The 13,499-nt window shown below is 57.3% G+C and carries 17 protein-coding genes and 2 pseudogenes; 1 reads left to right on the top strand and 18 read right to left on the bottom strand.

Annotation, left to right across the window (positions count from 1 at the left end; translation table 11 throughout):
- Window positions 1-7: 7 nt before the first annotated feature.
- The 5 genes and pseudogenes from AC534G_RS26290 to AC534G_RS26310 all read right to left on the bottom strand — a co-directional run bounded on the left by AC534G_RS26290 (window position 8) and on the right by AC534G_RS26310 (window position 3,215).
- Window positions 8-594: pseudogene (locus AC534G_RS26290) on the bottom strand (antirestriction protein).
- Window positions 595-1,190: 596 nt separating this feature from the next.
- The gene (locus tag AC534G_RS26295) at window positions 1,191-2,021 is read right to left on the bottom strand and encodes an N-6 DNA methylase (RefSeq protein WP_253076364.1); all 831 of its coding nucleotides are present in this window, start codon (window positions 2,019-2,021) and stop codon (window positions 1,191-1,193) included.
- 44 nt (window positions 2,022-2,065) lie between these two features.
- Complete coding sequence (locus AC534G_RS26300; RefSeq protein WP_253076419.1) at window positions 2,066-2,329, bottom strand: hypothetical protein; 264 nt, start codon at window positions 2,327-2,329, stop codon at window positions 2,066-2,068.
- A gap of 86 nt (window positions 2,330-2,415) precedes the next feature.
- Window positions 2,416-2,760, bottom strand: a complete 345-nt coding sequence (locus AC534G_RS26305; protein ID WP_253076418.1) for a hypothetical protein — start codon at window positions 2,758-2,760, stop codon at window positions 2,416-2,418.
- A 56-nt stretch (window positions 2,761-2,816) separates the two neighbouring features.
- A complete protein-coding gene (locus AC534G_RS26310) occupies window positions 2,817-3,215 on the bottom strand; it encodes an ammonia monooxygenase (RefSeq protein WP_496594622.1) in 399 nt (132 codons plus the stop codon).
- Between the two features lie 898 nt (window positions 3,216-4,113).
- Between AC534G_RS26310 and AC534G_RS26315 the strand changes: the two genes are divergently transcribed.
- Window positions 4,114-4,269 carry a hypothetical protein gene (locus AC534G_RS26315; RefSeq protein WP_496594623.1) on the top strand — a complete coding sequence of 52 codons (156 nt, stop codon included), beginning with the start codon at window positions 4,114-4,116 and terminating at the stop codon, window positions 4,267-4,269.
- Window positions 4,270-4,322: 53 nt separating this feature from the next.
- On the opposite strand, the gene AC534G_RS26320 is transcribed toward AC534G_RS26315, so the two are convergent.
- The 13 genes and pseudogenes from AC534G_RS26320 to AC534G_RS26380 all read right to left on the bottom strand — a co-directional run bounded on the left by AC534G_RS26320 (window position 4,323) and on the right by AC534G_RS26380 (window position 13,395).
- Window positions 4,323-5,069, bottom strand: a complete 747-nt coding sequence (locus tag AC534G_RS26320; protein WP_253076361.1) for a plasmid SOS inhibition protein A — start codon at window positions 5,067-5,069, stop codon at window positions 4,323-4,325.
- Window positions 5,066-5,497, bottom strand: coding sequence for a conjugation system SOS inhibitor PsiB (gene psiB, locus AC534G_RS26325; RefSeq protein WP_253076417.1), 432 nt, complete (start codon window positions 5,495-5,497; stop codon window positions 5,066-5,068). The genes AC534G_RS26320 and psiB overlap by 4 nt, the downstream gene beginning before the upstream one ends.
- 42 nt (window positions 5,498-5,539) lie before the next feature.
- Window positions 5,540-7,534 (bottom strand): ParB/RepB/Spo0J family partition protein, encoded by a 1,995-nt coding sequence (locus tag AC534G_RS26330; RefSeq protein ID WP_253076360.1) that lies wholly within the window; start codon window positions 7,532-7,534, stop codon window positions 5,540-5,542.
- A gap of 68 nt (window positions 7,535-7,602) precedes the next feature.
- Entirely contained in the window at window positions 7,603-7,845 is a 243-nt protein-coding gene (locus tag AC534G_RS26335; RefSeq protein ID WP_253076416.1) for a DUF905 domain-containing protein, read from the bottom strand.
- 53 nt (window positions 7,846-7,898) lie between these two features.
- Window positions 7,899-8,456 (bottom strand): single-stranded DNA-binding protein, encoded by a 558-nt coding sequence (locus AC534G_RS26340; protein ID WP_253076415.1) that lies wholly within the window; start codon window positions 8,454-8,456, stop codon window positions 7,899-7,901.
- 648 nt (window positions 8,457-9,104) lie between these two features.
- Window positions 9,105-9,390 (bottom strand): annotated as a pseudogene (locus tag AC534G_RS26345) (DNA polymerase III subunit theta); the annotation flags it as partial.
- A gap of 218 nt (window positions 9,391-9,608) precedes the next feature.
- Window positions 9,609-9,800 carry a hypothetical protein gene (locus AC534G_RS26350; protein ID WP_253076359.1) on the bottom strand — a complete coding sequence of 64 codons (192 nt, stop codon included), beginning with the start codon at window positions 9,798-9,800 and terminating at the stop codon, window positions 9,609-9,611.
- A 42-nt stretch (window positions 9,801-9,842) separates the two neighbouring features.
- Entirely contained in the window at window positions 9,843-10,349 is a 507-nt protein-coding gene (locus AC534G_RS26355) for an antirestriction protein ArdA (RefSeq protein WP_253076358.1), read from the bottom strand.
- Between the two features lie 419 nt (window positions 10,350-10,768).
- Entirely contained in the window at window positions 10,769-11,536 is a 768-nt protein-coding gene (locus AC534G_RS26360; RefSeq protein WP_253076357.1) for a YubG family protein, read from the bottom strand.
- 67 nt (window positions 11,537-11,603) lie between these two features.
- Entirely contained in the window at window positions 11,604-12,008 is a 405-nt protein-coding gene (locus tag AC534G_RS26365; protein WP_253076356.1) for a DUF1380 family protein, read from the bottom strand.
- 55 nt (window positions 12,009-12,063) lie between these two features.
- Window positions 12,064-12,483 carry a DUF1380 family protein gene (locus AC534G_RS26370; RefSeq protein WP_097361866.1) on the bottom strand — a complete coding sequence of 140 codons (420 nt, stop codon included), beginning with the start codon at window positions 12,481-12,483 and terminating at the stop codon, window positions 12,064-12,066.
- Between the two features lie 10 nt (window positions 12,484-12,493).
- Window positions 12,494-12,715 (bottom strand): YubE family protein, encoded by a 222-nt coding sequence (locus tag AC534G_RS26375; protein ID WP_253076355.1) that lies wholly within the window; start codon window positions 12,713-12,715, stop codon window positions 12,494-12,496.
- Window positions 12,715-13,395, bottom strand: a complete 681-nt coding sequence (locus tag AC534G_RS26380) for a DNA methylase (protein ID WP_079827123.1) — start codon at window positions 13,393-13,395, stop codon at window positions 12,715-12,717. Before AC534G_RS26380 ends, AC534G_RS26375 begins: the two co-directional genes overlap by 1 nt.
- Window positions 13,396-13,499 lie beyond the last annotated feature (104 nt).

A 13,499-nucleotide genomic window follows, 5' to 3' on the forward strand; every position in this document is an offset into this window, starting at 1 on the left:
CTCTGTCTTAATCAATGGCACGCCAGATTAAGCTCCGCTCGGGATGTTGAATAAGGCTGATATAATCCTTCAGCGCATCCTGACGAGCGACCAGATGTTTTAACACCCTGGCATATTCCGGCCCCATATCGGCAACCTGCCATGACAGCCAGTTCATTATCATCAGCGTAGCGATTATTCCCGCTGCATCAGCGCTGACTTCCGCTTCAAAATAATTACCGGGGATACACATGTTATAACGTTGTTTTCCTGCCGGAGCGATATACCCGGTTTGCGTTGTGGTGAAGATGATTTTGTTCGGTGCCACATTCCCGCCCACACCCTGCGGAATGATCCAGTAATCCCAGAAACCACCATCGTAATCTGAGTGCTGGCGTAACCAGCTGGCAATCATATTATCGGCTGAAGGTGTAAAAAATAGTGCGGGGATAAAATCAAGACGCTCATCGTCATCTGATACGCAGTATCGCTGATACTTATCCGTTTTAAATTGTTCGGCTGATTCACGAGTGGCGGTTTTGACGTTTATTGTGTGCATTCTGGTTTTCTCCTCATTGGGTTATTACATCGTTCGACTTCATCACTGAGCGGCAAAGGGCAATGAGCAGCTGACAGGAATAAATAAAGGGGCGCGCAGCGTTTATATACCCTTTTATTTATTCCTGACTGATGCTAAAAGCAGCCCTCCGCGAACTGATGAAGTCTAACGATGTACTCTCCGGGAGAATGCACACAACCCGGAACGGAAAATCGGCGCGAGACGAATGACCGTTCCGGCCTTCAGAATGGGGGGAATTTATTACCGCCATGGTGAAAGCGGCGCATCCTTTCAGGATGCAGCAAGCGTGAAGTTGATGTTGCGACAGCCTGGGATGGAAACCCGCTGCACGAAGGGCCGGGCAGAGACAGCGCAGCTGGCTCGGTGCGAAGCATGACAGCCCCGGTTCCCGTCAGGGAAGTCGCCCGGTCTGATATTTTTTATATTCAGTACAATGGATAAATACATAAAGAAATCAACAGCAGGATACCGGATGAGAGATGACAGCCCGAAACAAATAATAATGATAAGACACCCACGCGCCGGAGTAATACGGGCGGCGCGGAGCGCAGCCGGTATTATTCTGCGCCGCAGGCGCGCGACCTTTGGTTCCACGAAAGGCAGGGTATTCCTCCCCCGCCTCTCTCGTGGGTTATGCCGCTTTATTCATGCCGCGCATAAATTCGCGCATGGCATTGATACGCCGCTGATCGTCAAGTCTCTTTTCAAAGTTGTTGATATAGTACACGGGCGTATAGCGAACCCTGTTAAGCTGCATTGTGAGCGTATTACCCGTGACGACCTCGGCAGGAATACCCAGCAGGGAAAGCTGGATAAACGCCATATCGGCTGCGATCGGGTCGATATCAATACAACTACCGAACATATGTTCTGACGGGTTATAGCCTTTCCCCAGCAGCTCCTCCGCATAAGCTACAATCATCCCTGCTGCGCCGCACGCCGGATCGCTGACGGTCACAAAGCCTTCCCGGCGTATCGTCTCGTCGACATCCGGCCTCAGCAGCTTCGCCAGTAAAGACTGGATGTGATACGGCGTGAAATACTGCCCGTTGCGGTCGTCGCCCAGCTCAAGCTCCATGTAGATAGCGCCGAGGAAGTCATGGAATTTCGCCTCCAGCGCGCAGACTATCAGGCAGAAAAGCGTATGCAGATTGCTGATATCGCTCTCGCTGTACTTCGTGCAGATTTCACGGCTTCGCCCGATGTTCTCCGGCGATCTGATCCGCGCCATATCAAGCTCGCTTGCCGCCAGCGTAATAAAGTCACTGAATACTTCCCAGCGGCGCAGGTTGCGGGCGGTATCCCTGAACACGCAGATAAACTGGCGGCGGGCTTCCCCAGTGGTCAGCATTTGGCGCGGTATGACCTGAGCGTTTACTGCGGATAATACGGGCTTAACGGGTGTTGCTGGTGCGGCTTCTTTCGCCAGGTCAAAGAAGCTGGCAAAACTGAGTTGAGACATAGTTCTTCCTCTGAAATGCCGCCCCCTGCGGGGCGGCTCCTCCGTCAGTTAAATGCCCGCTTTAGTTCGAGCGTACGTAACACCTGCCCCCACTCGCTCACTCGCATGGCAGGAATACGAACGGCGCGCCCCTTCTTCCGGCAGTGCGCAATGTGACGACCCAGCGCCCGCATTTCGGTGCTGATGTCGTCACGGTCGATATCACTGCGTTTAATACGCACCTGTTTTTTTACGGGTGCGTTTTCCGCCTCAAGCATCTGGACATACAGGGCGGTCGGTGTAACAATTGAAACTTCACTGAATTGCATTGGTTTGTTCCTTTTGGTGAAGGCCGGATTCATCGTTCCTAGGCGAATAAATCCGGCGGGTTAAGGCAGGCGAAAGCCTGCTTTTCTCATTTCTGGCGCTGCATTTCCTCCTTAACGCGTGCCAGAATCTCCGCGTGGTCAAGGTTGCTGTCGTCACGCATCCGGTAATAACGGATACCGATCCGCGCGTAGATTTCAGTCACGTTGCCGCAGACCATTTCCGCCAGCATGAAAGTTTCGCACTCGCCGTCTTCACTACAGCGCCAGTTCATCGGGTACATCAGCCCCAGCGCATCATGGAAGGCGTGCACGTCGATTTCAGCGGGTGCTTTCACCGCCGCCAGCTCCCGGCTCAGCCAGTACGCCCGCTCTGCCTCAGCGGTGGCCTGCATCCCCAGGGCAGCAGAGGATTCGGTCAGGTGTAATTGCATGGTGTTCTCCTTCTTTGGTTGATGGCGACATCCCCTGCCGCCGTGGGTTTTGGTGATTAACACTCGCCCTGGCGCAACATGGCCTGAGCAAAATTAATGTTGTTGCAAAGGTCTTTACGCGCGATTGCCCACGCCTCACGCCCGATAACACCGTATAAGCGGATGGCATGGTCTTTGGCCTGCAACCACGGCTGTACGACATGAAACGAAACCAGCGGATATGAACGCTCCCAGCACAGCACGCCTTCCTTGTGAACGTTGTCACTCATCAGGCAGAGAAGGCGCAGGATTTCCTCAGCCTCATCTTTCTGGCTCAGTTGCAGGTTCCACACCTGGCACAACTCCAGCAGATAAGAACGCTGCTCAGCGATAACACAGGTCAGACGGGCTTTTGGGTCTGTACCCCATCTTCCGGAAGATTCGGCAGCGGCGGTTTTGACGTTTTGTGTGTGCATTCTGGTTTTCTCCTTTTCTGGTGATGTTTCCATCTCCCGGTGAGTTCGTTGCGGCAAGGGCAAAGGAGCAACGACAGAGCGGCAGGAGAAGGGCGGAGACTAAAGTTTTTGCGGCACGCAAAAAGTTTTGGCGGAGTGCATTTCACCCTTCGGATGACGAACTGACGGTGCTACGACCACGCCCTCCGCAGGGAACCATCCGGGAGGTGGTTCGCCGGAGGGCGGGAGGATGCACACGCACCGGAACGTGAATCGCTGCAGGCGAATCGCGGTCCGGTCAGCAGAGTCCCGGCAGCTTTACCGCCGGGATGGTGTGAGCGGCGCATCCCTCCGGGATGCTGCAAGCTGCCTTTGACTTTGACCTGGCGCTGCGTTTTTGACCTGCCCTATGATTATCGCGTCATGGGATGGAAACCCGCTGGCCAGTCTTTTTGGGCCCGGGCAGAGACAGCGAAGCAGGCTCAGTGCGAAGCATGACAGCCCGCCCGGACGCCCACTACCAGTCAGACCGGACTAAGGGACAGAAAAACGACGACAGAAGAAGTTTATGACCACCGGAATTGAACACCGACAATTAGGCAGACAGCTGCTTCACGCAAAATGGCAAATGCCGAATGTCAGACATCAGCACAGACAACCCGGTTCCCGGAAAGCAAGCCAAAGCGTTTGATAGTATTGAACTATTGAGGGGGATTTGGGGTATGATTCGAGGCGCTGGCATGAACAAACCAGCAGGTGCAACGGCGCGGGGGAACTCTTTCTCTCGTGGCCACCTTGCGTCAGAAAGAGAAAACCCCCGCTGTTGCGGTGTTAAACAGGCAACTAACGGGGGTGATCCATGATCCTAGACAAATCAAGGATAGCCGCCAGCGTTAGCCATTGCAAGCAGGACTATCGCATGGACTTTCTGAAGGCCGTGTTACTCGCGATTCTCATTCATATACTGGCGCCACTCGTGGTGCGTTATGTGGAGGCGAATTTCCCGATTAATCGCACTTACGAAGTGCAGCACGGCAGGGAGGAAGCCCGCGACAGAACCTTACTGCACTGGTAATGTTGCGCCTTAGATGGCCCTGCCGGGAAACCGGTGGGGCTTTCTTAAAAGCGCTACGCCACCTTATCTTCATCCGCTCCCCCGTGAAAATTCAGTTTGTTCGGCACCATCCAGCGCTCCAGCTGCCTGACGGGTTCCGGGCTTTCCAGTGCAAGCGCATCTGTTTCAACCATTACCGTCCAGAAAGGCTGGTTCTCCATCATCCAGCGTTCCATTGGCGCCAGTGACGGGAAACGCTCGCTCCAGCGCCAGAACATTTCCTCCAGGTCGTACTGGTGCAGTTCAGTACCCGACCAGCGGGCACTCCAGCTGCTGACCGTTTCAGGCGTATGAAAAGCCAGCTCAATTTCCGCCTGGCCCGCCAGCGCCTGATACGCGGTTTCGCGCAGGCACGCTTCCTTACGTCGCTGGCGGGTGTATTTTTCAGCCCCCAGTTCACTGTGCCTTCGGGTACGCTCCTGCATCTGGAACTTCGTTTCCGGGAACAGTCGCCAGCTATCCGACAGCGACAGGGGTAACCAGCAACATGCGCCACGGCTTTCAATCAGCCGGTCGATGGCCGCCAGCCAGTCCTGTTTATTTCCCCGCAGCGACTGAGCCGTCAGCCCCGGAGAGAACCAGCCGATATCCTTTACAGTGACACGCTTACTGCCGTTCAGGATACGAAAAAAGGTGCGGGCCCAGGGAAATTCAGCGACGTGGATACCCCGTTCGTATTTTGCTTCCACCTCTGCGATGGCCTGCATCACCGCACGACGTTCATGACTCAGAGGGACCAGTGACAGGTTTGCCGGGATCATAATGTGCCCTCCATAACCAGAACGCTGATGATACTGGCCTGACTGTAACCATCTGCATCGAGACGGGCGACAAGATTCAACGTATGGCTGATAACCTCCGGCGACCAGGCTGGCAGCGTGCGGATGACGGAGAACGGGCGACCACTGGCAGGAATAAACACCACCATCCAGGACGGGCTGATATCTCCGGGGCTGCACACCGCCAGGCTGAAATTGCCGTGGGATGGCGTGAAACGGATCTGCACCGGGAAAAAACCGCCGAACTCGCTGCGGTACTCGCCGTTCAGGTCCCAGTGAGCCGGGCAGTCAAGGTCACGCATCACGGCATGGGTCAGTTCGCGGCGTAAATCTTCGCCACCTTCCCGCCAGTCCTCATATTCCTGGGGGATCATGGTTTTCAGTACATCGGGGGTCAGAACAGTACTCATGGTCATCTCCTTATTGCCGCCCCGAAGGGCGGCGCTCCGTTATCAGGCGGCGTATGCCGGGGTTGTGTTGTCAGTGTCCGGGGTGGTTTCGTCTTCAGCGGTGTCTGCCGCTGACTCCGGTCCTTTGAGCCATGCCGGAACCCAGCGGTTGTGCTGCATGAAATGCTCCGCATGCCCTGCTGCATCGCCCTTCTTCATCTTCCCGGCGTCTCCCGCGGCCCCCGTCAGCCCCGCCTCTTTCAGGGATGCGATAATCTGAGGATGTTTCAGGCTACCGAAGTAGTTTTCCTTCGTCGGCTGCCACCAGTCGCGCAGGTGGAACCCGATTGCCGCCTCGACCGTATCGAGTGAACTACGGGAGGTATGCCCCATATCGCGGGTCTGAACCCCGTCAACGGAACAGACTGTACAGAAGGCCATCAGTGACATCAGCACCTCCCCGCCCAGGGCAAAGAAGGTGGTGAAGTCCTTCTCCCATCCTTCCGGCAGCAGGGCTTTCAGCCGCGCTTTTTCGGTCATCAGAATGCCAAACGCTGCGCCGTCCTTACCGGACGGGGCATTTTCCGTCAGGCTGCTGTGGGAGACGGTCAGGCTGATACGGAACGGATGCGTCGTGGTCAGACAACCAGAAAAGACGCAGGTACACATGCGCCAGACCATCAGCGCCACCGCCTTTTCAGGCTGCTGCATCAGCGCCGCCTGTACCGCCAGCGTACGCTCGGAGGTCATTTTCGTGAGCAGCGGAACGCTGATCCCCTCTGCGGCGTCAGGCTGGCACGAGGTGAACGGTACCGTTACGCTGCTGGTTTCGGTATCTTCCGGCATATCCGCTTTCAGGCGCACCCCGCGCTGCACGTACACCTGCCCTTCGTACAGGCTGACCATCACCCCCGCGCCTGACTTCATGTCGTCAGTCCATGCGCTGACTTCTGCGGCCTGTTCGATGGCTTCGATCTCCGCTTCCAGCGCGTCAGTCTCGTCGCAGCGTGAGTCGTAGCCGTCCCACTGCTCACGGAGTTCATCAAGGCGCTTCTGCTGCTCCGGGGTGTATACCGGATCGGGAACGCCTGGCAGAACAAACTCTTTACCATCTTCTCCGTGGTACCAGATGCGGTCTGCGCGTCCGCGACTCCACTTCCATCCCTCACGCTGCCGGATGTCCTGGGCGATTCGCTCCAGCTTTTCCTGCACCAGACGCTCGACCAGCACACTGTCAGCTGTACTGTCGCCCTCGTCCTGGCTGAACAGATCTTCACGAACGTAACCCCCTGCCGCCTCGTAGGTTTCTCGCCCGATGAACCGGAATTTTGCGTTGTCGGTGCGCATCTCGGTTTCAGTAATGGCGCGTTTAATCAGATGCGCGGGGGCATTCGACCAGCTGGCTTTGACGGTATCGAGAATTTCGGCCTGACGGGCATGATCGTCTTCGAGACAGAGCGCCTGACACTGCTCAACGGTCAGTTCGTCCTGCGCGAGCTTCTCCATCAGTGACGGCGCGAGGTTTGCCAGCTTCAGCATGCGCTGCACGTGTCGGGAGCCGAAGCCGAGGGCGTCGCCAATCTGTGCGGGAGTTTTGCCCTGCTCTGCCAGCGTACGGAAACCTGCGATTTGCTCGGCGGGATGCATGGCGGCGCGCTGTTCGTTCTCAGCGATGGATGCAAGGGCAGCAATGTCGTCTGAGACACGTTTCACCATGACCGTATGGTCTGCCGCAAGGCGGTCCTCCTGCGCCAGCAGATTCAGGGCTGTCAGTCGACGACCACCTGCGGCCACGCCGGATTTATCGTCTGCGAGGGTGTGAACAATCAGATTCTGCAGCAGTCCGAGCGCCTCGATGGAGTCAGCCAGACCACGAACGCTGTCCACTGAATACGGGATAGTGCGTACGTTCAGCGGGGATTTAACGAGACTGGACAGCGGAACATACTCGATGACAGCGGCCTCCAGGGCGGCTTTCAGGGAATCTTCCTGCGCCTTCGTGATTTTTCTGGTGCTCGCTTTTTTGGGTGCTTTTGCTTTAACATCGGTTACTGACATTGTTAATACCTCTCTGATATTGATGACTGTCCGGCCCTGCGGAGTGACAGCTCCGGCAGGGCACCTTTTTACTGCTGTTTACGGATGCCGTAGTCCCGGATATAACGGTTCATCAGGTACTCACCACCCGGCTCAAAATTCCATACCCGCCACACCATTTCGCCGTTCTTCCGAACCACCAGGCGAAAGTGCGTCCCCTGATCGTCTTCAATCCTGACATTCTGATACTGCGCTGCGACCGCTTCAGCCTGCTCGCGGGTGAATGTGCCATCGGGTAGTGACTGAAGGGGCGGTATAACGTTGCTGATCATGTATCTCTCCTTTTCCAGCCCCCGCAGGTTACGGGGTGTTTTCATCATGCTTGTCAAAACGGGGCATCATCATCCATCGGCGGATAATCGTCCGGTAACGGCTGCGGCGCCTGCTGAGACGGCGCGGTACTCTGACGGGGTTTTCTGCCGCCTTTCGCTTTCGGGGATTTTTCAGGGGAGCCAGCAGGTTGTGCCGGAGCGGCAGGACTCTGCGGTTGTGCGGGTTGCTGCGGAGCCGTGTTCTGTGGCTGACCGCCGTCACGACGACCGCCCAGCATCTGCATAGTGCCGTTCTGTCCGACAACGATTTCAGTGACATAGCGCATTACGCCGCTGTCGTCCTGCCAGTTGCGGGTACGTAACTGCCCTTCGACGTACACCTGAGCGCCCTTGCGCAGATACTCGCTGGCCACTTCTGCGAGCTTGCCAAACAGCACCACGCGATGCCATTCGGTGTTTTCACGCATCTCTCCGGTCTGTTTATCGCGCCAGGACTCCGAGGTGGCGAGGCTGAGATTAGCGACCGCGCCGCCATTGGGCATATAACGGACTTCCGGGTCCTGGCCCAGATTACCCACGATGATGACTTTGTTGATGCCGCGTACTGTCATGATGAATCTCCTTCCGTTTGTTTTGCTTTTAAAAACCATCACCCGTTGAGTTGCCGGGGCCGCGGTTTTGACGTTTTGCGGGGACCTGCTGAACGCGCCCGCTGGTTGTTACCTTCACCCGTTTGAGAGCCGTTCGCCGCAAGGGCGTAAACCAGCGCGGGCGATGGCGGATGTCCAGGGCGCGGTTTACCGCGTGCCATTTACCCTGGACAGCTGACAGCGACTGTGCTTGTCTCAGCCCCGGCGAAAGGACTCAAAAGAGTGAAAAAACCAGATAAGGAATGAGCAGGAACCCGCCGCAGCGACGGAAAGCGCGGGCGCGAAACGGCGTTGCACCTTACAGCCCGGCAGCCTTACCGCCGGGTTGCGAAAAGCGCAGGAAACGGCGCGCCAGGGGCGGCGTGACCGGAACGGTCGCAGCAAGCCTGCCGTTGACGTTGCGACAGCCTGGGATGGAAACCCGCTGCCCGAAGGGCCGGGCAGAGACAGCGCAGCTGGCCCGGTGCGCAGCATGACAGCCCCGGTTCCCTTCAGGGAAGTCGCCCGTCGTCAGTGAAATCCGTCAGGAAATATCGGCAGCAGCATGAAAGGAAACAGGCAGAGGCAGAGGCAGAGGCAGAGTATTATCACCGGCAGGAAAAAAAACCTCACACACTGGCCAGAAAAAACCATCACCCGGCATGAGAAAAATCCGGCCAGCGACAGGCAGAAAGCATCAGGAATGGCGCTATTTTTTAACCTCATCCTCTTTTCTGGCATATTCCGGGGCATTTTTGTCCGGGAGCTGCGCACTGACCTGGCGATAATGCTCCAGCCGCGCCCGGAAATACTCTCTCAAATGTTCAGGCTGTGCTCTGGCCACCAGTTCAGCGACCACCGGCATCGCCAGCCTTTCTTTATAGGCCACACCTGAAGCGAGCAGGTCAATGGCCACCTTATCCTGCTCTTATTTAGATTTTGCCGCGAGATTCAGTCCGGACATCATATCCTCCGACAGAAATGGAAATCTGCTGTAAGTGTACGCCATCGGAGTCAGAGGGGGAAAAGGACGGGGAGCAGCGCGAAGCGCGGCGCGAGTCCTTCTCCCGCAGGCGCAAGCCTGCAGGTTTTTTCGCGCGGACTGACAGGCGGCATAACCACCTGCCATCAAACTTACCCGCCTTTTCCTCCCTGTAAGATGAAGTGGCCGCCGATGTATACCGCACACTGACGGGTCATGTAATAGCAGATTTCATCCATCACCTGGGCAGTGCTCAGTTCCCGCTGACCGGCATCACGGCGGCGGGCATTAATCAGGGCTTTGTACTGGCGAAGAATATCGCGGGTCTGGGGATCAAGTTTCATACGTTTTATCCTTAACCGGCGGGGAAACCCGCCGGATATTAATCAGTTGCAGAAAACATAGCCGTCATGGAACACATAGCCGCTGCTGAACAGGTCTCGCGCATAAGCCTCAAAATCGAAGTAACTGCGCAGCGACTCCGGGACCTCATTTAACAGGCCGTTGTCCTCCACCATCTCCTGCGCATAGTCTTCCTCGCTTTCCGCTTCGCCCCGGTACGCATCCTCAAAGGCCTCATAGTCACACTCGCCGGTATACTCTGCCCAGGCGATAAAAGCGGATTCCCTGCCCTCTTCTTCGGCGCGTTTGTAAGCGGCGATAAAATCCCAGTCAATGGAGCATTCAGAAACGAACTGCGACGGGATACCTTCCCAGTCCTGGAACATAAACTCGGCATCCCATTCATCGGCATGCAGTGCCTGACAGGCCTCGTAAAAATCCTCCCTGTCGTCAAACTCCGTCAGGTCAAACCATTTGCCGAAAATGCTGCCGCAGTTGTATTTGTGGTAGGTGCCAACGTAGACAGCTGGTGTGGTGGTCGTATTGCTCATAGAAAATCCTCCGTGGTCGATGTCGTCTGTGTTTCGGCTTACGCCGTGCCGACACGACAGCCGGGCGAAAAGCGGAGGATGCAAGGGCGTCACCGAAGCCGCAGCGCAGTAAAAAAGCAGGAGCAGGCTGGACGGTTTGACGGCGAAAACTGAGCCGAAAAACGACGGGAAGACGGCGGATAATGCCTTTGAAATAAACTGCGACCGGGTGAAGGTGACGGCGTTTACGCTTCCCTTGCATCAGCCGCGGCCCGGCTACAGTAGAGGCACGGCGTTTGCCGCAGGCCGCACGGGGCGTTACTCACTGTGAAGCCGGAACAACGTGGAGGAAGAGCCATAAAAGCGGAGCCGGCGACATCCTTTTCAGCTTCTGAGTCACCGGCGGATAAAAGAAGGGGTTTCCCCCTTCCCTCCCTGACTTAATCCCCGATGGGGTCTGTGTTGCGGACCTCGTTCAGCACATCCCGCAACACGCGACGGTCAAACCAGCGGCGGACCGGTTCCCCCGGGAAACGCAGGAGATCGGTCATCACTCCGGCCGCTTCGATTTCCTCCCGGGACTCATTCACCAGGGTGAGCAGGACCGGACAAAACCGCGCACCCCGGACCAGTATGCCGTCCAGCACCTGATCCAGCCGTTCCTCGTCCTCACTGTCCAGCCAGTTGTCGTGCTCGTATTCGTCCGCAATCAGTCGCCAGACTCCGAAACGTTTTTCCATCAGCCGCGGCGCGGCAGACGGCACCAGAGCCGCCGCGATGCGCTTCGCGTCCTGACGAACAATGTCACAGATCCGGTCAATGAAATCTTTCAGGAAGGCCAGCAGGTCCCCGCATTCGGCTTTTGTCAGCCATTCCCGGGCATACGGCAGACTTATACAGGTAAAATCAGTCAGGGCTTCGGGCCGGGGATAAGACTGAGCCGGGTACAGATGCAGCCGGGCGGGCGTACCTGCCAGCCGTTGCGCGCTGGCGGTCAGCAGTTTCGCCCGTCCGTCATTCAGGGCCTGGCACAACCGGGTTGTCAGCGCCAGGATCTCGTCTGCATCGAGCACGCCACTGGCGAACAGCCAGCCGGATACGGTTTCGGGCGCGACGGGCGTCATACCAACTGAGTCGGGCCAGCCGGACCGGCGCAGCAGATTGTCACCGTGGCGCAGAATGAGGGCGTTCAGGGTATCGTTATTCATGGTTATTCTCTCTGTATACTGTACGGGAAGTATCGCCCCGTCAGAACGGGCGGGGCGGGCGGTCACATCAGGCGGCCAGGAGCTGCCTGAGCCACGTAATATCGGCCTGGGCATCAGCCACGGACGGGTAATGCTGGCTAACAAGCGGCCAGGCCCGGGCGTCCTCTGCGTCCAGCGCCAGCCCCGCGACGTCAGCCAGGCGTGCCAGCAGATCAGCGGGAACGATGACGGTCGGGATGTCGGCCCGTAATCCGGCATACATCTCCTGGACCGTGCGAAATGAAACGCCCTCTTCGGTATGCCCGGTCACGCTGCCGATTTCCTGCAAAATCGCGGCGGCCTCGCTTTCCGTCATGTTTTCCACCTGGGCCATTACGTCCTGCTTCGTCCAGACCAGCAGGGCAAAGTGGTCATTGTTGCCAAACATACGTTTCAGCTTTTTATTCAGTTCCTTACGGGTGCCGTACATCATGATCTTATGTTCCTCTGAGCAGATTCAGTCCACGCCGCCGGGGCGGCGTGGGTATTCAGTTTTTCAGTAAGGCGCGCACTTTCGCCGTATCAGCCAGGCGGCGGGCTACGCTGTCCGGGACCGGGTGGTTGTCATCCCGGGCGGTCCATTCCCTGTGCCACAACGCCTGTTCGGCGGTCGTCAGCAGGGTTTCAAGCAGGTCAGCCGGCACCATCACCGCCGGAACGGCCTGTTTCACCTGATCAATCAGGTCCATCACCGCACTGGCAGACACACCCGACTCAAGCCGTTGTTCTTCCGGTATGGCGTCCAGACGCGCCAGCACCTCCCTTGTGTCCTGTTCAGAAACGGCATACTCCATCCCGTCGGCCAGCGCTTCGATATCCGCCGGGGACCAGACAATCAGGTTCAGCGGGGTTTCTGCGGGATACTGCTCACTCAGCAACCGGCAGAGGGTTTCACAGGTTCCGTACATGTTTTTCTCCTTAGTCCTGAAAGCAGGAATCCAGCTCAAGAATTTCGTTGTACGCCGCCATAAACAGGGCATTGATGCGGAAAAGCGTCTGCCGGGTCAGACGTTCGGTCAGCACATCAGAATCAAAGCGATAGCGGTGCTCCACGTCGTTCAGCGCGTCCCGCAGGTCACTCATGCTGTTGGCCAGCTCCGCCACGTCTGCGCGGAGTTTTTCGTGTCCGGCATAGTTCATCACGCGGCCTCCGGATAAAAGACGTCGTTGGCGGCCGGGCGCTGCATGGCGCGCTGGACGGCTGACAGGCGGGTAATCCCGGCTTTGTGGTACTGCTCCATCAGCTCAATGCCGATATAACGGCGCCCTGCCTGGACGGCGGCGACACAGGTGGAGCCGGAACCGGCAAACGGATCGAGAACAATGGCGTTCGGGTGTGTGAAGCTCTCGATCAACGGTTGCAGGCTGGTAACAGGTTTTTCGGTCGGATGGTGGCGGTTGCCGCTGTATTTCCAGCCCAGGACGTCCGGTAACGGGTCCAGCGGCAGCGCCGGACGGCCTTTCGCCAGGATATAGGCGCATTCATGGCGGTAGCCGACATAGGCCGATTTCGACGAGTAGGTTTTGGTGAAAACCAGATGCCCGACCACGCTGAACCCGGCACTTTTCCACGCCGCCATGAAACGATCGACGCGGTTCCAGCCGTAGAAGCTCACCATCAGCGCGTCTTTTTTGAGGACGCGGTACATCTCATTGCAGGCGGGTTGCAGCCATTCGTCGGTTTTGTCACCGGCAATACTGCGGCCGGAACGGTCACGGAACCCGACCAGATACGGGGGATCGGTGAGGATGAAATCAACGGCGCGATCCGGAAAGGAGGCCATAATATTGACGCAGTTACCCAGGATAAAACGGGACATAGGGACACCTCGTGGTTACAGGGGGCACCCAAGAGGACGTCGGTACGACGTCCGTTCCCTGCTGCCCGGAGCCTGTACGCCGCGACCGGTAACGGGTCAAGCTG

The sequence above is a fragment of the Citrobacter sp. CRE-46 genome (assembly GCF_059615875.1).